Source organism: Scandinavium sp. NPDC088450, from assembly GCF_044900545.1.
In the GTDB taxonomy this organism is placed as follows: Bacteria; Pseudomonadota; Gammaproteobacteria; order Enterobacterales; family Enterobacteriaceae; genus Scandinavium.
Genome location: NZ_JBJDNI010000005.1, coordinates 126145 through 149740, shown reverse-complemented (window position 1 = coordinate 149740; position 23596 = coordinate 126145). Strand labels below are relative to the sequence as shown.

At 58.0% G+C, this 23596-nt stretch carries 8 protein-coding genes; all 8 read left to right on the top strand.

Annotation, left to right across the window (positions count from 1 at the left end; genetic code table 11):
- The first annotated feature begins 76 nt into the window (after positions 1 to 76).
- The 8 genes from ACI2I2_RS06875 to ACI2I2_RS06840 all read left to right on the top strand — a co-directional run bounded on the left by ACI2I2_RS06875 (position 77) and on the right by ACI2I2_RS06840 (position 23576).
- Entirely contained in the window at positions 77 to 1183 is a 1107-nt protein-coding gene (locus ACI2I2_RS06875) for a GGDEF domain-containing protein (RefSeq protein ID WP_404657228.1), read from the top strand.
- A gap of 242 nt (positions 1184 to 1425) precedes the next feature.
- Positions 1426 to 3402: an alkyl/aryl-sulfatase gene (locus ACI2I2_RS06870; protein WP_404657227.1), complete on the top strand. Its 1977-nt coding sequence runs from the start codon at positions 1426 to 1428 to the stop codon at positions 3400 to 3402.
- 224 nt (positions 3403 to 3626) lie between these two features.
- Positions 3627 to 16259, top strand: coding sequence for an Ig-like domain-containing protein (locus ACI2I2_RS06865; protein ID WP_404657226.1), 12633 nt, complete (start codon positions 3627 to 3629; stop codon positions 16257 to 16259).
- Between the two features lie 41 nt (positions 16260 to 16300).
- Positions 16301 to 18214, top strand: a complete 1914-nt coding sequence (locus ACI2I2_RS06860) for a TolC family protein (RefSeq protein ID WP_404657225.1) — start codon at positions 16301 to 16303, stop codon at positions 18212 to 18214.
- Between the two features lie 25 nt (positions 18215 to 18239).
- On the top strand, positions 18240 to 19019 hold the full coding sequence (locus ACI2I2_RS06855; protein WP_404657224.1) for an efflux RND transporter periplasmic adaptor subunit: 780 nt from the start codon (positions 18240 to 18242) through the stop codon (positions 19017 to 19019).
- Complete coding sequence (locus ACI2I2_RS06850) at positions 19016 to 20368, top strand: efflux RND transporter periplasmic adaptor subunit (RefSeq protein WP_404657223.1); 1353 nt, start codon at positions 19016 to 19018, stop codon at positions 20366 to 20368. Before ACI2I2_RS06855 ends, ACI2I2_RS06850 begins: the two co-directional genes overlap by 4 nt.
- Complete coding sequence (locus ACI2I2_RS06845) at positions 20368 to 22491, top strand: HlyD family efflux transporter periplasmic adaptor subunit (protein WP_404657222.1); 2124 nt, start codon at positions 20368 to 20370, stop codon at positions 22489 to 22491. The genes ACI2I2_RS06850 and ACI2I2_RS06845 overlap by 1 nt, the downstream gene beginning before the upstream one ends.
- 101 nt (positions 22492 to 22592) lie before the next feature.
- Complete coding sequence (locus tag ACI2I2_RS06840; RefSeq protein ID WP_404657221.1) at positions 22593 to 23576, top strand: J domain-containing protein; 984 nt, start codon at positions 22593 to 22595, stop codon at positions 23574 to 23576.
- The last annotated feature ends 20 nt before the right edge of the window (positions 23577 to 23596 follow it).

Here is a 23596-nt window from a genome sequence, read left to right as displayed (position 1 = left end):
TCAGCGCGAAGGGGCTTATTTGAGCGGGAAGCAAGGATGCACTATGATCAGTGGTAACAAAATCTGGAGTCTTTTCATGGATATCAAGCACGGAAAACGGGAAATAACGATTGCCAGCGTCAAGGGGTATCTCTGGTTTTTGTGCCTGAATATTATCTTTGGTGCATGGCTGGTGATGCGGGTGTACACCGGCGGCATGATCCCGCTGGAGGCTGATGATTACGCTTACACGCTGATTGCGGTGATGATCTTTTCTGTGCTCAACCTGCTGCTGACTTTTCAGCTTCGCGAGAACATCAACAAAGGCCTGTACCGAAAATGCCTGCCGGGGATCGTGCTGGTGTTCAGCATTCTGTGGTCAGTCATTTTCTATAACCTGCTCAATGACTTTAGCCAGCCGACCATCACCATGGTCATTCTGGTGATCATCCTGCTGCCCGCCACGATAACGTTCTATCTTTCCGCTCGACTGCTGGCGCTGTTCACCGCGCCCATTATTCTCTCGCTGATTTACGGTGAAGTCTTTTCCCCGGTGAAATTTACCCTGATTCAGGGCATTGGCGCGGTCATCATTCTGGCGGTGGTGCTTTCCGCTCGCTACATCTTGCTGGAGTCGTGGCTTCGCACCCAACGCAGCGAATACGAAAAAAATTTGTTGATAAAAAAACTGGTCAAGTTAGCGAATTACGACACCTTAACCGGGCTGTTTAACCGTCGCAGTTTCGCGGACTATTTCACCCAAAGCATTCAGCAGCTTGAGCGCACCGAAAAATCGCTGTTTCTGATCGTACTGGATATCGATTTCTTCAAACAGTACAACGACATTTACGGCCACGTTGAAGGGGATAAATGCCTCGTTCAGGTGTCTCGATGCATCGAGCAATCGCTGCGAAAAGCCAGTGATGCCGCTTTCCGTTACGGGGGAGAAGAGTTCGTGGTGCTGGCGGTGTGCGACGAAATGCCCAACGCTGTGACCATCGCCAAACGCATCCAACAGGCGATTTCTGATGCACGGGTTCGCCATGCGGGATCGTCCGTTTCTGACCGGGTTACGGCAAGCATGGGTATCGCCGAATGGCAGCCGGGCATGTCGCTTGAACTGTTGCTGGAGTTTGCTGATAAAGCGCTTTACCAGGCCAAACGTGACGGCAGAAACCGTATCAACCAGGCGACAACACCCTGATTTCTATCATTAACTCTGGCAACCTTTCGGTTTTTCCTTCGGTTTACCCTACTCACCCCTAACTTCGGTGAGTAATGACAATCAACAGCGATATATTCTGCTTTTTTTGCCTCTCGACCAGACAATTTTGACATCCTCATCTAAACTGGCTCATGTAAATATGCAGTTATAAAAAGAATCACTTATTCACAGTTCCTTTACACGATTCCGTTTTCGATCGCACTTCTCATGAGGCTAACAAGATGAGACTGAATGCCATTGTTAAGAGCCTGGCGCTTGCAGGGATGTTAACCACGGTGGCGGCGCCTGCTTTTGCACAGGTAGAGCCAAAAGATGCTACCGCGGCAACAAAACAAGCCAATGATGCCCTCTACAACCAACTGCCGTTCTCTGACAACACCGACTTCACCGACGCGCACAAAGGCTTTATCGCCGCGCTGCCGCAGGACGTCATCAAAGGTGAACAGGGTAACGTCATCTGGAACCCGCAACAGTACGCGTTTATCAAAGAAGGGGATAAAGCCCCTGACACCGTCAACCCAAGCCTGTGGCGTCAGTCGCAGCTGATCAACATCAGCGGGCTGTTTGAAGTCACCGACGGCGTGTACCAGATTCGTAACCTCGATTTGTCCAACATGACCATCATCGAGGGTAAAGAAGGCGTGACCGTGGTTGACCCACTGGTTTCCGCCGAAACAGCCAAAGTCGGGATGGACCTGTACTTTAAAAACCGCGGCAAAAAACCCGTGGTTGCGGTTATCTACACCCACAGCCACGTAGACCATTACGGCGGCGTGCGCGGCGTGGTGGATGAAGCCGATGTGAAATCGGGCAAAGTGAAAATCTACGCGCCAGCTGGCTTTATGGAAGCAGCAGTAGCTGAGAACATCATGGCGGGTAACGTCATGAGCCGTCGCGCAAGTTACATGTACGGCAACCTGCTGAAACCTGACGCGAAAGGCCAGGTCGGCGCAGGCCTCGGCACCACCACCTCCGCCGGGACAGTGACGCTGATTGCGCCAACCAATATCATCGAGAAAGACGGTCAGAAAGAGACCATCGACGGTCTGACCTATGATTTCATGCTGGCACCGGGCTCAGAAGCGCCGTCTGAAATGCTGTGGTACATCGAAGAGAAAAAACTCATCGAAACCGCGGAAGACGTGACGCACACCCTGCACAACACCTATTCCCTGCGCGGCGCGAAAATTCGTGAGCCGCTGCCATGGTCGAAATACATCAACGAAGCTATCGTGCGCTGGGGCGACAAAGCCGAAGTGCTGATGGCCCAGCACCACTGGCCGACCTGGGGCAACGACAACATCAACAAACTGTTGAAATCACAGCGTGACCTCTATCGTTACATCAACGACCAGACGCTGCGTATGGCGAACGAAGGCCTGACCCGCGACGAAATCGCCGCTAACTTCAAGCTGCCGCCAAACCTCGCTAACACCTGGGCCAACCGTGGTTACTACGGATCTGTCAGCCATGACGTGAAAGCCACCTACGTGCTGTACCTTGGCTGGTTTGACGGCAACCCGGCGACCCTCGACGAGCTGCCACCGGAAGATGCAGCGAAGAAATACGTCGATTACATGGGCGGCGCGGATGCCATCCTGAAGAAAGCCAAAGAGGATTACGACCAGGGCAACTACCGTTGGGTCGCGCAGGTGGTCAGCAAAGTAGTGTTCGCCGATCCGAGCAACCAGGAGGCGAAAAACCTCGAAGCCGATGCCCTGGAACAGTTGGGTTATCAGGCGGAATCTGGCCCATGGCGTAACTTCTACCTGACCGGCGCGCAGGAACTGCGTAACGGCGTGGTGAAAGGCCCAACGCCGAACACCGCAAGTCCGGACACCGTGCGTGCGATGACCCCGGAAATGTTCTTTGACTATCTGGCGGTTCACGTCAACGGCGAAAAAGCCGCAGGTAAAACCGCGGTGCTGAACTTCGACTTCACCGACACCGGCGACAAGTACAAACTTGAGCTGGAAAACGGGGTGTTGAACCACACCGCCAATGCGCAATCCGATAAAGCCGATGCAACCATTACGCTTTCTCGCGATACGCTGAACAAAATCGTGCTGAAAGAAGAAAGCCTGCAACAGGCGAAAGACAAAGGTGACGTGAAAATCACCGGCGACGCTGGCAAGCTCGATGAACTGCTGAATTCAATGGATAAATTTGAATTCTGGTTCAACATCGTGACGCCGTAATCCCTGCCCTTCTTCCCCTGCAGAATGTCTGCAGGGGAATTCCTCGCAACACAACTCAGCAACATTTCAGCATCTTTTTTTTCACCTCATCTAAGGCAAATTCCGCCATTCCTGCTTAGGATTAAAAAAGGCGGAAAATCGCCGTTTTTACCCCGATAAGACCCTGTTAACGCTGTGTATTTATCGTTGTTGCAACGTCGTGCTGAGCTGAGTTGGGTACCTGTATGACAATGAACGAAAGATTGCGCGCTCTGAGCCCGCGCCGCCACCGTTTCGCTCTGGAAGCCCGCCAGCTGTTTGATGGCGCGGCGGTCACTGAAGCGGCACACCACGCCGATGCCGACACGCTGCATCACGACAGCGTTGCCGAAGCGCCAAAAGCGATAACCGTCGCCCCTCCCGCACCCAAAGCGGTTTCCGCTGCTCCTGCGGAAGTCTATGTTGTCGACAGCCATATTCAAAACTGGCAATCACTGGTCAGCCAGTTGCCGCAGGGCAGCAAAGTGGTGGTGCTCAACGACAACAGCTCGGGCCTCGATCAGATCAACAAAGCGCTACAGGGTAGCGAGAATATTCAGGCAATCCATATTCTCAGCCACGGCGCGTCCGACACGCTGGGTCTGGGAAGCGACACGCTGACCGCACAAAACCTGGCGAAATACAGCGAACAACTCAACACGCTTGGCAGCCACCTCAGCGCTGACGGCGATATTCTTCTTTATGGGTGTGACATCAGCTCGCGCGACACGGCACTCGTGACCCGTATCGCCAGCCTGACTCAGGCAGATGTCGCCTCCTCAACTGACATGACCGGGTCCGCCGCGCTCGGCGGAGACTGGGTGCTGGAAAGCCATATCGGGACTGTCGACACCCGAAGCCTGGCGCTGGACTACGACCGCTTGCTGGATGTGCCTGAAGTGCGCACCAGCAGCAGCGGGCTCACCGTTTCCGAACCCACAGTGCTTAACCCAGGTGCGGAACGCGGGCAGCTTAGCGGCTGGCAGGTTACGGCGACCGATGACAGCGTAACCGTCAGTATCAGAGTACGTGATACCACTCTGGGCAGCCTGAGTGATGGCACGCATCAGGGCTCAACGCTCAGTTTTACCGGCACGGCGGCTCAGGCGCAGAGCTGGCTGAATTCTCTCACCTTCACCGCAGCGGATATCGAAACCGGTAAAACCTCGGCCTCGACGTTTTTAGACGTCAATATCAGCAGTGAATCCGGAACGTCGACCAGCGAACTGGGTGTGACTATCACGCCAGCCAACGATCCCACCACTGTGGCTGACAGCACGGTATCAGTGAGCGAAAACGGTACCACAACGCTCGGCACTGATGCGCTGAACCCCCAGGACAGCGATGTGACCGCAGGCGGGCAAACGTGGACCCAGGTGGTGTACGAACTGAGCGCCATGCCGCAGTATGGCTACCTGACGCTGAACGGCCAACGGCTAGGGGTCGGGTCCGTCTTTACCCAGCAGGATGTGATCAACGGTCAGCTGAAATATGTGCATACCGCCACAGGCGCGACGCAGAACAACAGTGACAACTTCACCGCTGTCGTCAACGATGGTGCAACCCCTGCCAGTGATTCTGATACCGTCACCGTCACGCTGAACGTCTCTCCGGTGAACCAGCCGCCAACCGTCAGCGGCGAAGGGCTGGTGTATGAAGGCCAGCCTGCTAATGCAACGGATACCGGCAACGTCGGGCAGTACATCACCGCTGACGGCGGTGGCGATCCGCAGGACACCAATTTAACCCTGACCATCACCTCGCTTCCTACGCACGGTACGCTCTATTTTCGCGGCCAGCCGGTCTCGGTAGGCCAGACGTTCAGCTATGCCGACAAACAGTACCTGACCTATCAAAACTACGGGGAAGAAGGCGTCACGCAGGATGATTTCGGGATTCGCGTCACCGATAACGGTGGCGGAACGGGCACGCCAGCCAGCAGCGATGGCGTGATTAAACTGGACGTCCGCCCGGTCAATGACGAACCGGTGATTGATCCGAACATGACCAGCCAGGGCGCGGTGGATGACGGCAGCGCCACGCTGGTGCTAACACCGGGGATGATCAATGCGACCGACGTCGACTCCTCGCCGGGCAGTATCAGCTTTATCGTCGATACCACCAACATGACGCACGGTTACCTGACGGTAAACGGCGAGCGCGTGCAGAACGGCGACAGCTTTACCATGCAGGATGTGCTCGACGGCAACGTGGTCTATCACCAGTACGCCGATGCGGATTTTGACGGCCAGCAGGACAGCTTTGATTTTGTGGTAATTGACCACTCTGAAACACGCTATTGGGACAGCGAGGGCAACCCGCACGATCGCAATGGCGGGATTTGGGACGGCACCGAGCCTGATTCATCGGTGACCCATTTCCGCTTTAATGTTGACCTGATTGACACCACCCAAACCAATGGCCAGCTTGAGCCTCCACCGGCCGATGTACCGGTTATCGACCCACAGGTGACCATCGGCGATCCCGATTATTTCGGTGATAACGTCAATAATCCTGGCAGTACCTCGCACGGCAGTTTTAGCGAAGGTGGCACCTTAACGCTCTCGGGCGACAGCACCAACACCACCAACCCCGGCATGACTTATACCGTCAGCGGCATTCCGGAAAACCAGGTGGTGTATACCTTTGAAGGATTTAACACCCCGGGCCTGACGTTGCAAAAATCTGACAGCAACGGCGGCTGGATAACCATTCAGCCGTATGGCACGTTCACCCAGGCTGACCTTAACGATGGCCTGATCCGCATCGTGCATGACGGCAATGAAACCTTCCATTTCCAGGCTACTTTCTCGGTGTCTGCAGGATTAGTCGGACTGGACAGCAACGGCAACCCGCTTGATGACGCCTGGCATCCTGTTATCGATATCTACGTCACGCCGGTCAACGATGCGCCGGACGCCAGCGGCACCACCCAGGCCGTGATCAAAGAAGGCGATACGCTGCCGATCACCAGCGGACTGATTTCGATAACCGATCCGGATGACTCCAACAGTGGCTCGCCGTGGGAAACCAGCCCCACGCTTGATGGCAACACCAACTACGCCCTGAACAATGAAGCCAGTGGCGCAGACGCCCTGAAGTTTGTTCTCGAAAGTCTGCCGCAGGGCGGCTCGCTGCAATACCTGAGTAACGGCAACTGGGTCACGCTGACCCAAGCGGATATCGGTAATACGCAGTTAGATCTTTCCTTGCTGACAGCCTCTGCGGGCACCACCGGCCTGCGCTTTGTCAGTAACGGCGGTGAAACACGTTCAACCTCCTTTACCGTGTCAGCGATTGACCGCTGGGGGGCGGTTTCCAGCGGCGTCGCCACCGTGAATATCGTCATCACTAATGTGAACGATGGCCCAACGATTGCGCCAACGCCTGACGGAGCCGACCCGGTGGTGCCTCCCGATTCGCCCAATAATATCGGCGGGCCTCCGGCTAACAATCCTTTAAGCGTGGTGGAAGGCAGCTACGGCCAAATCACCAACGGCCTGCTGCAGGCTTACGATCCGGACAGCACCGCCGATCAGGTGCAGTTCACTATCACCAGCGTGCCAACTCAGGGCCGCCTGCTCTACTCCACTGACGGCGTGCATTTCAGCACCATCGGTGTTGGTTCGTCCTTTACTCAGCAGGACATCAACAGCGGCTACATCTGGTATGTGAACAACGGCACCGAAGGCAACACCACCGATGGCTTTAACTTCACGCTCTCCGACGGGAACAAAGAGCAAACCAACGTTCACTTCGCCATTAATCAGCTCCCGGCGAACGATCCCCCTGCCGTGTCCGGGCCTTCCGCACCTGTAAACGTCGGCGGCGACACGCCAACCAACGTGCCAGGCTTCAGCTTAAGCGACCCGGATTTAAGCGTCGGCGCGGGCAATGTCACGGATAACACCACGGTGATTGTTCGCCTGCTGCACAGCGACGGCAGCGCCTTCAGCCAGGCGGACTACGGCGACGTGACGCTGGCAATTAATGCGGCAAGCGGCGTCACCGGCACCCCGAGCGTGCACGGCGGCTATCTGGTGTTCAGCGGCACAGTCGCACAAATTAACGCCGCGCTCGCCAGCCTGACGGTCGCTTTCAGCACAGACCATAACGAACAGTATCAGCTTCAGGTCATTGCCGACGACCGTTTGCGTAACCCGGACGGTTCATTGTCCGGCAGCGCCAACGGCGGCCCGGTTAACCAGCCCAACCCGATTCCGGGCAATCCGCTGCCGGTCGATGCCAATACCTATAACTGGTACGCCGATAAAGTGCCTGCCAACGATGGCAATATCACCGCCTCTTCAGTGGTGATTCGGGCCTCACAGACCGACGATCCGGGCAACTTCACCGCGCCTACCAGCGCCAATGCGCTTGAAGATCAGAACTCCCCTATCGGACGCGGGCAGTTTGTGGTCAGCGATGTGGAATCCAACGCCTTCAATTTACCGGTGACCGTGACGCTCACGGTGGCGCAAGGCACATTGGGTATCGGTGGGAATGGCTCGCAGACCACCGTGAATGGCGTGACAATTACCGGCGACAACACAGGAACGCTGGTGCTGACGGGCGTGGCGCGGGATATCGAAGCGCTGCTCAATGACAGCAGCCTCGGCCTGACCTACAAATCAGCGTTAAACGCCAACCAGGATCAGAACGACGCGGCAGCAGGCGATGTCACCATCAACATGCATATGGACACCAGCGCCTCGCACATCGGCAGCGATACCGGGCCAGCGCCTGCCGATCAGCAAATTGCGGTCACCATTGGCATCGTCAACGACGCGCCGACCGTGACGGTCCCGAACAGCACGATCATTCAGTTGCAGAACGGCACGCCGGGTGGCAATAACGTGCCCGGTTTCTCTGTCGGCGATGTCGATGTGAGCGATGCCGGGGGCATTCAGCCTGGTGAAAGCGATCAGATTCAGGTCACCATCCGTTTAACGGACGATAACGGCGTGCCGCTGTCGCTAATCCAATACCGCGACCTGCAAAACTCGGCGGTGACCATTACCTCCACTAACGCTGCCAGTTCGGGCGTGACCATTCAAAGCACATCCGTCGACGGCAACCCGCCGTATAACGGCGACAGAATGCCGTTGGTTATCCGTGGCACCGTGGCGCAAATCAACGCTTTCCTGGCCGGGTTACAGGTCCAGTTGACCGGGATTCAGGTCGACAACATGAACGATTATCTTCATGTGGAGGTGATCGCCGATGACCGCGCGCGTGATGCCAACGGTAATTTGATTGTCGGGGCGGATGCCAACGGCGGCCCGGACAACGCCAGCGGAGGCGTGGGCACTGTTGCGCCGCCTTCAACCGAAGTGAATCCTTTCGCCGCAGTGCCAGGCGGACTCACGCAAAACGTGACCGTCGGCTTTGTTCGCGTCTTCCAGAACAGCACCAACGATCCGGCTCGCGTCACGCTGGGCGACACCCCTGCCCTGACCGCTAACGAAGGCAGCGCCACGGTTAATCTTCCCGCCATCAACGTCGACGATATCGATGCGCTGAATGACGTGATTCAGGTCGATGTCACGCTCGCCAATGGGTTTATGTTCTCTTCCGTCGGCGGCAGCGGCGGCACGTTAACCGGCGTCGGCACCGGGCATATCACCCTGACCGGCACCACCGATCAGATTAACTCCCGGCTGGCTTCGCTGGTGGTACAACTGCCGGATGTGCCAGGCTCAGCCACTGCCGCAGACTGGAACGGCGCGTTTGGCGTCACGGTGGTGGTCAATGATTTGGGCAACAGCGGCGGACGTCCGTCAAATATTGATAACCAGCCTGACGATCCCAATGCTGACCCGGGGGCCGTTTCCTATCAGGATGGCACTTCGGCCGCGCTGGTCACCACGCGTGAATTTACCTTTACCGTCATTCCGGTGAACGATGCGCCGGTGGTGAATGGTTCACTGACACAAACGCTGCCCGCCGTCAGCGAAGACAGCGCAGCGAGCAGCCTCGGCGGCAGTTCTGTGACAAGCCTGTTCCTGAGCAAATTTGATGACAGCAAAGATTTAGTCAGCAACAGCGGCAATGGTGCAACCGGTGGCACCGGCAGCGACGGCTTCTTTGGTGTCGCCATCACCCAGCTCACGCCGAACGCCGCTCAGGGCGTGTGGCAATACTCGCTGGATAACGGCGCAAGCTGGGTTGCCGTGGGCGCACGCAGCGACAGTAATGCGCTGATCCTCAACGGCACCGCGCTGATCCGCTTTGTCCCCGCCGCCAACTTCTTCGGCACACCAACCACCCTTGGCGTGCGGTTGGTTGAGGCCAACAGCAACAACGATCAGACCAGCACCACCACAGAACCGACTAACGGCGCCACCTTCAATATTGGCAGCAACCACGGCGGCACCTCGCGTTTCAGTGACGGCGTGATTGTGTTGAGCACCTCGGTCACCGGCGTGAACGATCGCCCGACGCTCGGGGTCACCAACACCACCATTAACGAAGATTCGCCGCAGACCAATCAGACCATTGGCCAGTTATTGCAAACCACCTGGAGCGATAAAACAGACGATCAGTCGTCTATCGCAGGGGGTGGCAAAGCCGATGGCGCGCTGCAATTCGTCGCCATCACCGGCAATAGCGTGGACAGCAGCAAAGGCCACTGGGAATATTCGCTGAACGGCACCACCTGGCTACAGTTACCCACCGGCCTCAGCGACAGCCGCGCACTGGTGTTGAGCAGCAGCACCCTGATTCGCTTCGTGCCGCTAGCCGACTACAACGGCCCGGTCAGTGGCGGCCTGACGGTACGCGGTTCAGATTCGAACACCAGCGCAGAGACCGGCGTGAGCTCGCCGGGCGATATCTACACCCTGACCAATCTCGACACCGCCACCAGCCACTGGTCGAACAGCAACACTATCGGCATCAGCATCACACCGGTGCAGGATGCGTTTAACGACGAGTACACGATCCACGCCAACAACACGCTGGTGAAAACCACGGCCGATCTGCTGGCGAATGACACTTTCGAAAACGCCGGACGGCAGATAACCGCCGTGACTCAGCCGCAGCATGGCACGCTCACTTTCGTGAATGGTGTGCTGACCTATAAGCCTTCGCAGGGTTACGTGGGCGATGACAGCTACGTCTATACCGTCACCAGCGGCGGCGTGACCGAAACGGCGACCGTGACGATTCATGTCACCAATACCGTGCCTGCTCCGGCAGCCGATTTGTTTATCACACCGGAAGACACGCCGTTCACAGGCAATGTCCTGAATAACGACACCGATGCCGATGGCGACCCGCTCACCGTCACCAGCTTTACGCTTGACGGGCAAAGTTACGCCGCCGGAACACTGGTCACGTTGGCCAACAACCGCGGCACCCTGCAACTCAATGCCGATGGCACCTTTAACTACACGCCGGTGGGCGACTGGCACGGCGTGGTCGGCCTGAGCTATGTGGTCAGCGACGGTAATAACGGCGGGCAAAAAAGTGCGAATATCGGGCTTATCGTCACCCCAGTGCAGGACATCGTTAACGATGCGAGCACCACACATGCAGGCGTGACAGTCACTACCGACGTGCTGGCAAATGACACTTTCAGCAACCCTGACCAGATGGTCACCGCAGTCAGCCAGGGCACCCACGGCACGGTGACGATTGGCGCGAACAATCAGGTTATCTACACCCCTGACGCCGGGTTTGTCGGCACCGACACTTACACCTACACCGTCACCAGCGGTGGCGTGACCGAGCGCGGCACGGTATTTATCAACGTCACCAACACCGAGCCCACCGCCGACAACATTATTGTCAGCACGCCGGAAGACACCCCCGTCAGCGGCAATCTGCTGGCGCGTATTCAGGACCCGGACGGCGATCCGATTCAGGTCACCGATTTCACCGTCAACGGGCAAACGTACCAGGCCGGGCAGACCATTACGCTGGCGGGCTACGGCGCGCTGACGATTCAGACCAACGGCAACTGGCAGTTTATTCCGGTAGCCGACTGGAATGGCACGGTGCCACACATTGATTTCACCGTCAGTGACGGCAATGACGGTGGCACCAACAGCAGCTCGCTGGATATTACCGTCACCCCGGTCGCCGATATTGCTAACGACAGCGCCACGGTACATTCCGGAAAAACGCTGACCCTCACGCCGCTCGCCAATGACAGCTTTGAAAACAGCAATGCCGCGATCACCGCACTCGGCACGCCGCAGCACGGCAGCGTAGTGCAAAACGGCAATCAGCTGATTTACACCCCAGCGGCGGGCTTTGTCGGCCGCGACACCTTTACCTACACCGTCACCAGCGGCGGAGTCACTGAAACGGCCACCATCACCATTGATGTGGTGAACATCGCGCCGACGGTAACCCCGCTGGTTGTCAGCACCGTGGAGGACACGCCGCTTAACGGCAGCGTGCTCGGCAACGCCATCGACAGCGACGGCGACAGCCTGAGCGTCAGCAACTTCACAATCAACGGCACAACGGTTGCCGCAGGCAGCACCGTTCAACTCGCCGGCCAGGGCGCATTTACCCTGAATGCCAATGGCAGTTACACCTTTACGCCACTGGGCGACTGGCATGGCACGGTAAGCGGGATCACCTTCACCGTCAGCGACGGCAGCAGCAACGGTGCGGTCAGTAATACACTCAGTATTACTGTCACGCCCGCGCAGGATGCTTACGATGACATGGCCGCCACCCACGCAGGCACAGCCGTAGACATTGACGTGCTGGAAAACGACACCTTCAGCAACAGCGACCGCACGGTTTCACTGCCGCAAAACAGCACCGCGCTGGGCGGCACGGTCAGCGTGGATGCCAATGGCATTGTCCATTATGAGCCGCCAGCAGGCGTGCCAACGGGGCAAGACACGTTTACCTACACCGTCACCAGCGGCGGCGTGACTGAAACCGCCACCGTCACGGTCTATATCACCAACGCCACTCCGGTGGTCATAGACGCCATTCTGGCCGTGCAGGAAGATCACACGCTTACCGACACTATCGGCACGCTGGATCAGGACACCGACGTGGTGCGTTTTACCGGCTTCTCGATCAACGGAACTCGCTACGACATCCCTGGTGCACCCGGCGATTTGAGCGGCAGTGCCTTCGCCGATATCAGCGGCGTGGGCCGCATCACGATCACCGCCAATCACCAGTTGACGTTCGTCCCGGCTGCCGACTGGAACGGGCTGGTGCCGACCGTCACCATTTTCGCCACTGACGATACAGGCGCGGGCGAAGTCTCAGGGAAAGTGTTCATTACCGTGTTGCCCGTTGCCGATATCGTCAACGACAGCATCACCACTCACGCGGGCACACCGGTAACCAGCAATCTGCTGACAAACGACACGTTTGAAGCCAGCAATCCGCAGATAACCGGCGTCACCCAGCCAGGCCATGGCAGCGTCAGTATTGTGAATAATCAGGTGGTCTACACCCCAACTGCGGGCTACGTCGGCAACGATACCTACACATACACCGTCACCAGTGGCGGCGTGAAGGAAACCGCGACCGTGACGGTGACAGTCACCAACACCCCGCCAGTCGGCGTTCCGGATGTCAGTAGCGGCAACGAAGACACCGTGCTCAGCGGCAACGTGCTGAGCAATGATACCGATGCCAATAACGACACGCTGCGAGTCACCAGCTTCCAGCTCCCCGGTGAAACCGCTACGCACCCGGCAGGCAGCAGCGTGTTGATCGCCGGGAAAGGCACAATCATCGTTAACAGCGACGGCACATGGAGCTTCACGCCAGTTGCTGACTGGAACGGCGTGGTACCGACCCTCACCTACAACCTCAGCGACGGCAACACTGGCGGCACCAGCAGCAGTACGCTGGATCTGACTGTCATCCCTGTCGCGGATATCGTGCCGGACACTATTTCTACGCATTCGGGCGTGTCGATTCTGTTTAACCCGCTGCGTAACGATACGTTCGAGAACAGCGATCGTACTATCACCGCCACCAGCAACGGGTCCTGGGGAACGGTCACCATTGAAAACGGTCAGTTGCGGTACACCCCGGCGGCGGGATATGTCGGCACTGACACTTTCACCTATACCGTCACCAGCGGCGGCGTGAACGAAACCACTACCGTCACAGTCAACGTCACCAACACTGCGCCAACGCCGCTGCCGGATGTCGCGCAGGGGAATGAAGACAGGCTTCAGGCGGGTAATGTTTTGACCAACGACCGCGATCTCGATGGCGATACGCTGAAAGTGGTGTCTTACACTGTTGCGGGCGACAGCACGGTTCACGCTGCCGGAACCGCCGTCACGATTGCCGGAAAAGGCTCGCTGACGCTGTTAGCCAACGGCGTCTGGCTGTTCAACCCGGTCAACGACTGGAACGGCACGCTGCCAGTCATCACCTACACCCTGACCGACGGCAACAGTAACGGCGTGCGTAGCAGCACGCTCGCCATCACCGTCCAGCCCGTGCAGGATGCGTTTGACGATTCAGCCACTACCCACGCGGGAAATCCTGTTGATACGGATGTGCTGGCGAATGACACCTTCAGCAACCCGAATGCCGCCATCAGCGCCTGGAGCAACGGTACGCACGGCACGGTCACGCTGGTGAACGGCGAATTGCGCTATACGCCAGACGCGGGTTATGTCGGCAACGACACCTATACCTACACTGTGACCAGCGCCGGGATCACCGAAACAGCCACGGTACATGTCACCGTCACCGACACGGTGCCGCAAGCGGTTGATGACCTGAATCTGGCTCAGGAAGATCATGTACTGAGCGGTAATGTGCTGGTTAATGACAGCGACCCGGATAACGATCCGCTGACCGTGATGCAGTTTACCGTCAACGGCCAGACCGCTAATGCGGGAGACACAGTCACGATAACTGGCGTCGGCACCTTTACGCTGCGCGCTGACGGCAGTTACAGCCTGAGCCCCATCGCCGACTGGAACGGCATCGTGCCGCGCATCACCTACACCGTCAGCGACGGCAATCTGGGTGGCACCTCATCAGCCGCGCTGCTGCTTGGTTTCCTGCCCGTGCAGGATGCTATCGATGACAGCGCCAGCACTCATGCCAACCAGCCGATCAGCATCGACGTGCTGGCAAACGACACCTTCAGCAACAGCGATAAAACCCTGAGTGGCTTCACTCAGGGCAGTCACGGCAGCGTGCGGATGGTCAACGGTCAGTTGGTTTACACGCCTGCCTCCGGGTTTGTCGGCCAGGATACTTTCACCTACACCGTCACCAGCGGCGGCGTAAAAGAGACCGCCACGGTGACCCTTGCTGTCACCAACAGCGTGCCGATTGTGACGCCAAAAGGTGCGATCACCGGCGAAGGCGTGCCGGTTGGTGGCAACCTGCTGGATAACAGCCGCGATCCGGACGGCGATCGGATTTTTGTCCAGCAGTTCACCGTCAATGGCGAAACCTTCGCAGCCGGGCAAAGTGTCACTCTGGCCGGGCAAGGCCGCCTGACCATCAACCGTGACGGCAGTTGGCGCTTTGTGCCAGAAGCTAACTACTCCGGCGTCGTTCCGCTGGTGACCTGGCGTGCCAGCGATGGCAACGACGGCGGCACCGCCACCAGCCTGCTGCGCATCGCGGTCACGCCAGTGGTCAATATCACGGTGCGCGAATCCAGCCTCACTTCAGGCGATTTGAAAGGCAGTGAAGTGGTCACCAGCGTACAGCTTGTGTCCCTCACCCCGATTAACCAGTTGTCGTTTAACGGCACGGTGCTGAGCCTGGCGCGGCTCCAGCAGCTATCGGAAAACCCACTGTTGCTCAACAGCAAGCAAGGTCTGGTACAACTGTTCAACTATGTGAACCAGGGCGATACCGGCCTTCTGAGCTACCGCTTTATCCTGCAACACGCGCTGAACCAGCCCGGCGTTGGGCAGACCAGCGACACCATCACCTGGCATATCAACGGCAATAACGATCAGGTTGGCGGTGTGCTGACCATCACCGTCATCGACGATGTGCCGACCGCGCACAGCAATAGCGCCGAAATCGTTCAGGATCGTAGCGAGGAAAGCGCTCAGGGCAACCTGTTTAACGATGACCGCATCGGGGCTGATGGCCCGGCAGCCAATGGCCCATTGACGGCAGTTAAGTCTGACAACACCGGACGCAATGGCGTGATTGATGGCAATACTCAGGGCGAATACGGCACGCTGCGGCTGGATAAAAACGGCAACTGGCAGTACGAACTGGACCGCAACAACAGCAAAGTCGCCGCACTGGATGCCAGCGCCTCGCTGACTGAGGTCTTTACTTACACCATCACCGACAGCGATGGCGACACGTCTACCGCCACGCTGACGGTGACCATTTATGGCACCACGCCGCCGATTACCCCCTCAACGGACAGCCGCTTTATCAGTCCGTGGCAGCGCTACGACGACGGCAGCCAGCCGCAAACGAGCCAACGCCTGAGCTATCAACCAGCGCTGTTTATTCTGCCGATGATTTACGACCAGGATAACAGCGCCAGCGGGCGTTCATGGGCCGAAGCACAAAGTGGTTACGGGCTGACGGATGCCAGTGCGCCCGTATTACAAAACGCGGTGCTGTTTGAGGGAATGTTGGCAGAACAGGATCGCGCACGTCGTGAAACACCGCCCACTCTCAGCGGAAATGGCCTTGGCGAGAATCTCCTGTGGGATGCGTTCAGCCCGTTCTCAGTGGCGAAAGCCCCCGAGCGCGACAAAGCGCATCACGCTCATCCGGCGACGCACGCAGAACAGCGCGGAGCACCGTCTTTATCAGCTCAACTAAAAAATGCCAGCCGTGCAGTGTCCCTGCCGGAACAGATTGTGATTACGCCTCCTCCCTCAGCGCCCCGCTGAGGTGAAAGAGGGTTTGTGAATAAAGACGAGAAGAATCATAAATGAAGAATGAATCTTTCCTGTTCAGTGGCAATGTGAACCGCGTCCCGCTTAAAGCCAGCCTGGCGGTGCTGGTCAGTCTGGCTATTCTGTCCGGCTGCGGCACCGTCAAACCGGAGCCGTTTACTCAGGATGAGATCACCGCGCGAGTGAATAAAGACCGCGCGGCGATGTACAAAGATCAGGAGCCAATTTCCGCCCCGCTGTCGCTCTCCGATGCGATGGCACGCGCGCTGAAATACAACCTCGACTATCGGCTGAAACTCATGGAAACCGCACTGGCTCGCGGCCTGCTGGATGTGTCTCAGCAGGACATGCTGCCGAAGCTGATGACCGATGCAGGTTACCGCTGGCGAAATAACGACTCCGGCGGCACCAGCGTGGGCATTGACGACGGGCTGGTGAGCCTGCGCCCTTCCACCTCGGAAGAGCGCGAACACTTCCTGGCTGACGCGACGTTTTCCTGGGATGTGCTGGATTTCGGCATGAGCTATTTCCGCGCCCGTCAGCAGGCGGATGACGTCAATATCGCCGAAGAGCGCCGTCGCAAAGTGCTGCAAAACATCGTCCAGGAAGTGCGGGATGCCTACTGGCGAGCGTTAGGGGCTCAACAGCTTCTGGCGGAAAGCGCCCCGCTGGCAGACCAGATTAACGATGCGCTCGAGAAAACCCGCAAAGCCGAACAGGCCGGGATCTTGCCGCCGGTTGAGGGGCTGGAATATCAGCGTTCACTGCTCGACGCCATGAGTTTGCTGAACCAGAAACGCGAAGAGATGGAACTGGCGAAAAGCCAGCTAGCGGCGCTGATTAACCTGCCGCCGGGCACACCTTTTACCCTGAAAGTGGAAACGCCTGCCCCGCTGAATCAGGTACCGAAAGACGCCAGCCAGCTTGAACAGATGGCGCTGGAACGGCGTCCTGAGCTGCGCGAGGAAGACTACAAAGCGCGTATCGACAGCTACGAAACCAAGCGCCAGATTGCTTCCCTGTTCCCGAACCTGAATCTGTTCGCCGGGATCAACTACGATTCCAACGAGTACCTGTACAACAACAACTGGGTACAGGGTGGCGTCGGCGTGTCGATGAACCTGTTTAAACTGCTGAGCATTCCGGCTATCAGCGAAACCAACGATGCGCGTGAAAAAACCGGTGATGCCCGCCGGATGGCGCTCAGTATGGCGGTCCTGACTCAGGTGCGTCTGTCGCTCGAACGCTACCGCCTGTCTGTCTACGACTACCAGATTTCCCAGCAATCGGCGTGGGTCGATCAGCGCCTCGCCAGCATCTCCCGCGCGGGTTCGGACAACTCACTGACCAGTGACCTCGAAACCTTACGCACGCAAGCCCGTTCCATTGTTTCACGCTTCCAGCAGGCTTCTTCCTATGCGCAGGCCCAGTCCGCTTATGGGCGGGTGCTGAACTCTGTCGGCATCGATTTAACACCGGATAACGTGCAGAAAACGGACATTGCCTCGCTCTCCCGCCAGATTGACACCAGCCTGAAAACGGCAGAAAGCGAAGTGTTTATGCAGCAGGCGAATCTGGTGGCACAAAACCATCCGGTTGAGCTGCACCTGGGCCGTCTGCCGCGCGGCGTTGACCGCAACGCGGTTGCCCAGTCAATTCGCCACGTGCTGGAAGCCAATCAGGTGACGCTGGGTTCTGGCCCGCAAACGCTCCAGTTGCAGATGGATTTCGTGTCCCTCGCAAGCCCAGGCGCACAGCGTGGGCAGTGGCAAATGCAGTTGGTTGACCCGAAAGGCGCACTGGTGTTGCAGCGCCAGTACCAAAGCTATCTGCCAGATGCCGTATCAACAGGTTCGGTGCAAGCGCTGGCAGAGGCCGCCACGCTGTCCATCACTGGCGAAGTCCAGCAGCAAAGCGGTGTGATCCCAACGCCGGTCGGTACCCCGTAGGAAAGCAGTCTGAAGGAGTGTGAAGATGAAAATGAAGTTGCTTTGCGGGCTGCTGATGTTGCTGACGGTGACCAGCGTTCAGGCGCAGGAATCGGGGTCTGAGGATAACGCTGTCCGTTTTCTGGTGCTCGCCAATCGCGAAAGCCCGCTTTCCAGCGTGGTACCCGGACGCATTGACAAGGTCAACGTCCAGTTGGGAGACACGGTGAAAAAAGGGGAGCAGTTGGCTGAGCTTGATTGCAGTGACCTGACCGCTCGCCGCGCGGCGGCACAGGCGGAATATCGGGCGGCACAGTTGCGCTATGAGGCGAAAGCCAAACTTCAGGGTCTGCAATCGGCGGCGGCGCTGGAAGTTGGCCTTGCCGCAGCAGACGTAAACCGCACCAAAGGCCAGATGGGGATCTTTGATGCCCAACTGGCACAGTGCAAATTTGTCGCCCCATTCGACGGACGAGTGGCCAGAATTTATGTTCGCGAAGGCCAGGGCGTGTCCGCTGGCGGTCAGGTTATCGATTTAGTGGCAAGTGGTACGCTGAAAGCGCGACTGAACGTGCCATCAGCGTGGATTGTGTGGCTGAAAACCGGCTCCACGCTGAATGCGCTGGTCGCGGAAACCGGTCAGCATTATCCGCTGACGGTGACCCACATCAGCGGACGCGTGGATGCCGTCAGTCAGACTATCGAGATTGAAACCACCTTCAGCCCCGAAGTCAAAGACTTGCTTCCGGGCATGAGCGGCCAGGCCGTTCCGGTGTGTCCTGCGGACAAAACCGATTGCGCGGGTAAAGGAACTACGAGTTCATGAGTCACCTGCCCGTTTTTTATGCACTGCTGGCGCGCCTGGAACGTATTGAAAAAGCGAGCGAACTGGGCTTCGCTATCTGTAACGACACGCGCCAACTGGTGAGCTATCGCCAGGCCGCGCTGCTCAGCCTTTCGCCAACCGGCACGCCGAAATTGGTCGGGCATTCCGGGTTAAGCACGCTCGACCGCAATACGCCTTATGCGCTGTGGCTGGTGCAGGTGTGCCAGCAGCTCGCGCCGCGCATAAAAGCGCTGCCCGAAGCCGCACCTGTTTTGCCGCTCAGTGCGGAGATGCTTGACGAAAAACTGGCGGTCGACTGGCAGGAGTGGCTGCCGCCGAATGTCTGGGTTATCGCCCTGCGTGGGCCGGACCAGCAAGCTCACGCGCTGCTTATTCTGGCCCGTGACGAGCCGTGGCCTGCCAGCCTGAACATGGACAGCGCAGACTATTCCCTGCTGCAACTGTGTGGAGCCTATGGCTACGCCTGGTGGTCGCTGGCGGTGAAACCCGCGCGCGCACGGCGCTGGCTGGGGCTCAATCGCAAACGCGCTGTGCTCGGGTTACTGGCGCTGGTGCTGATTGCGCTCTGCATTCCCGTGCGAGACTACACGCTGGTTCCCGCTGAAATTATCTCCTTGCACAGCGATGTGATCGCCGCCCCGAATGACGGTGTGCTCAAGCGCATGCTGGTGCAGCCCAATACCGAAGTGAAAAAAGATCAGGTGCTGGCGCTGCTCGACGACACCACCCTGCAAAACCGTCTTGCTGTGGCCAACGCCGAACTGCAAACCGCCAATGTCACGCTGCATCAGGCGTCACAGCAGGCCATTGAGGATCAGTCCGCCAAAGCCGACCTGGCGATGGCAATGGGCAAAATGCGCGAGAAACAGGTCGAGGTGGATTCGCTTAAACGCGAACTGGCAAAGCTGACCATCCGCTCCCCGGAAGACGGCGTGTTCGTCTATTCCGATCCCGATGACTGGGCAGGAAGGCCCGTTCAGACAGGTGAACGAATTGGCCTGCTGGCCGATCCGGGCACGCTTGGCATTCGCGCCTGGGCACCAGTGGCAGAATCGGTCAACCTGCGCCAGGGCGCCCCGATGACGCTATTTCTGAAAGTCGCCCCGCTCAGTCCGCTTGACGGCAAACTCAACTGGGCGGGCTATAAAGCCACCGAAGCCCCCAACGGCGTGGCGAGCTATCAGCTTCGCGGCTCGCTCGAAGGCGACCAAAGTGTGGCCCGCATTGGCTTGCAAGGCACTGCGCGAGTGGCCGGTGACTGGCGTCCACTGGGCTATCTGTTATTGCGTCGCCCTTTGGCCACCGTGCGGGCATGGGTTGGCGTGTAATGGACACCGCACGCCCTCTCCTCACCAGCGCCACACAGACACCGCCGTGGCCGAAACTGCGCGACGAACTGCGCCTGCATTCAGCCAGCGCCAACCGCGATGGCTCTCCGGCCTGGCATCTGGCTGACCCGGTGCGCAATCTGTTCTTTCGCCTCGGCTGGCTGGAGATGGAAATCCTGCAACGCTGGTCGCTGGGGTCGGCAGAAAAAATTGCCGCCGCTATCGAAGCAGAAACCACGCTGTTTGTCGAAGAGCAGGACGTGGTGGAGTTCGTGGTTTATCTCCAGCAACAGCAGTTATTGCGCACTGCCCGCTACCGTCCGGAAAAATCGCTCTGGCAGCACCTGCTGCATACTTATCTGTTTATCCGCATTCCGCTCATTCACCCTCAGCGAATGCTGCAAGCCCTGATGCCGTGGGTGAATGGCTTGTTCAGCCTGCCCTTTTTACTGCTGACATTACTGGTCGCACTCACCGGAATAGTGCTGGCAACACGTCAGTGGGATAGCGTCGTCGCCAGCCTGCACAACGCAGTGAGCTGGCACGGGGCGCTGGCCTTCGCTGTCGCTCTGGTGTTTTCCAAACTCTGGCACGAGCTGGGGCACGCGTTTACCGCGACCCGGCACGGCGTGCGCGTCGGACACATGGGCGTGGCGCTGCTGGTGATGCTACCGATGGCGTACACCGACACCGGCGAAAGCTGGAAACTCTCACGCTCAACCGAGCGTTTTCGTATTGCCGCCGCCGGGATCATTTCTGAACTGGTGCTGGCAGGCTGGGCCACCTTTTTGTGGTCGTTCACGCCAGAAGGCAGCATCAAAAATGCGCTGTTTTTCCTCGCCACCACCGCCTGGGTGATGACCGTGGTGGTCAACGCCAGCCCGTTTATGCGTTTTGACGGCTATTTTATTCTCAGCGATCTGCTGGATTTTCCCGGCCTGCACGAACGCGCGGGCAACTGGGCCAAACGCTGGCTGCGCTGGCATCTTATCGGCCTGCGCGATCCACTGCCGGATAACGTCACCCCGGCCTTCGCCCGCTTCCTGACCCTGTTTGCGTTTGTCACCTGGATCTACCGTCTGATGCTGTTTATCGGCATCGCGTTGGTGGTCTATCACGCGTTTTTTAAAGCGCTGGGCGTCATTCTTTTTCTGGTGGAAATCATGACTTTTGTGGTGTACCCCGTGTGGCGTGAGCTGCGCGTCTGGTATGAGCGTCGCAGTGAAATCCAGCCCCGCCGCCGCTGGCGACTGTTCGCACTGCTGGCGGTTCTGGGTGCCGTGCTCTTTGTGCCCTGGTCGGGTCGAGTGTCGCTTGATGGCGTATTCGAAAGTGCGCTGGTGCAGCCTGTCTACACGCCTTTCCCGGCGAAGTTGACGCAAATTCACGTCAGTGATGGTGAAAGAGTGAAAGCCGGAGAGGCACTTTTCGAGCTTCAGGCCTCTGTGCCGCAGGATGCGCAGGATCGCGCTCGCGCCCTACATCAGGCGTGGGAAAACAGCGCGCGTGGTGCACTGGCGCTGGCGAAAGACGGCCCGGCCAAACAGGTGATTGCCGAGCAGATGATGCGCCAGTATCAGCTTGAAGCCAGCGCCGGAGCCATTGAGCTGCAACGGTTAAGGCTGGTTGCCGCAGCAGACGGCGTGGTGACAGACAGCGATATCACTTTGCAGCCGGGAAACTGGGTATCGCCCGGTGAGCCCATCGCGATGGTGATCGACGACCGTCACTGGCGCGTGCGTGCATTGGTGCGCGAGGAAGATCTCTCCCGCATCGCCACAGGCGCGCAAGCAAAAGTCTGGTTGAGTGGGCGGTGGAAACCAATGATCGGGGAAGTCGTGTCCGTCGATCATGAAGCCGTGAAAACATTGCCTTCGCTGATCCTGGCCAAAAATCACGGCGGCCCGGTGGCTCTCAACGCTCAGGCTCCGGTGAAAGATCTGCGTCCGGACAGCGTCTGGTATCGCGTGTCGATAGAGGGCGAAACCGCTGACCACAACGTGGGCCATGAGCAAACCGTGCAGGTCGCGATCAACACGGAGAAACAAAGCCTCGCGCACCGCTGGCTGAACAGCATTATTTTGATGCTGATCCAGCAAACCGGATTTGGCAAAGAGGCGTAGCGAGATTTAAGTCAAACTTAACTATCAGAACGGGTAGCTCGCGCTTTTTCGCGGGCTGTTTACAATGGAAACTCCCCTCAATTCGATTTCACAGACCCTGAATGCACAGCCACTACGATACGTTAAAGGTCACACGCCACGCGACGACGGAAGAACTCAAGCGCGCCTGGAAACGTTTATCCTTCCTTAATCATCCGGACCGTTTTCCGGAAGATAAACGGCAAGCTCAGACCGAAATAATCAAAGCTATTAACGAAGCATGGCGAATCCTGGGCGACAGCGAAGCGCGCAAACGCTATGACCAGTGGCTGGATCAGCAGCAAGCCACTGAAAGGCAAACCGCTGGGGCGCAGTACGACAGCGCGTGGTGGGAGCAACAAAAAAGAACCGAGCAGGAATATGCCGAATTCTGGCGGCAGGTGGAATCGTTGTGGGAAGAAGAATACCAGCTGCAAAAACGCAAAGAGCAGTGGTTCAAAGAACGCCGCCGGGAAGATTTGCGCAATGACATTGCGGAGAAATCTGCCGCCGTGAAATCGTTTATCGCGGAAACGCGAGTGGTTGATCGCGGCAAAACGCTTGTTCGTCGGCTGGTGAAGATTGCACTGGGAATTGGCGGATTGATCCTCGCGGGCGGTGCGGTGGGGATCATCAACGAGGCGATGAAAGGCGCTTCACAGAGCCAGGCCACAAGCTATGTCGCGCCTGCTGCCCCCACGCGGGAAGAGAATCTGGCAACGTTCTATCAGGGGATGAAAGACTATATCGCGCAGGCCAATCAGCAGTTGCCGAAAACCGCCTCAAAAGGCGTGACGCTCGATGCGTTACAGGCCGAAGACCATACGCTGATGTACATCTTTACGGTCAACGCCAGCTTCAGTAAAGGCTATTCAAAAGCCCGATTGCGGCAGAATTTGCTGGATGCCTTTGATCACGGCAACCTGAAGAAAGTGTGCAGTCTGGGGGACGCTAAACCGGGCGTGCCGGAAGATTTTCAGTTTGCTTATCGCTATCACTATCGTGACCAGACGGTCACTGTCAGCCTGCCCTTTAGCGAAGCTTGCCCGGCAGCCAACCTCTTCTGAGGCTCGCCGCCGGGAAGTAT

Excerpts from the sequence above, each read along its gene's own strand:
- ACI2I2_RS06870 (WP_404657227.1), top strand. The coding sequence starts at position 1,426 with ATGAGACTGAATGCCATTGTTAAGAGCCTGGCGCTTGCAGGGATGTTA.
- ACI2I2_RS06865 (WP_404657226.1), top strand. The coding sequence starts at position 3,627 with ATGACAATGAACGAAAGATTGCGCGCTCTGAGCCCGCGCCGCCACCGT.
- ACI2I2_RS06860 (WP_404657225.1), top strand. The coding sequence starts at position 16,301 with ATGAAGAATGAATCTTTCCTGTTCAGTGGCAATGTGAACCGCGTCCCG.
- ACI2I2_RS06850 (WP_404657223.1), top strand. The coding sequence starts at position 19,016 with ATGAGTCACCTGCCCGTTTTTTATGCACTGCTGGCGCGCCTGGAACGT.
- ACI2I2_RS06855 (WP_404657224.1), top strand. The coding sequence starts at position 18,240 with ATGAAAATGAAGTTGCTTTGCGGGCTGCTGATGTTGCTGACGGTGACC.
- ACI2I2_RS06840 (WP_404657221.1), top strand. The coding sequence starts at position 22,593 with ATGCACAGCCACTACGATACGTTAAAGGTCACACGCCACGCGACGACG.
- ACI2I2_RS06845 (WP_404657222.1), top strand. The coding sequence starts at position 20,368 with ATGGACACCGCACGCCCTCTCCTCACCAGCGCCACACAGACACCGCCG.
- ACI2I2_RS06875 (WP_404657228.1), top strand. The coding sequence starts at position 77 with ATGGATATCAAGCACGGAAAACGGGAAATAACGATTGCCAGCGTCAAG.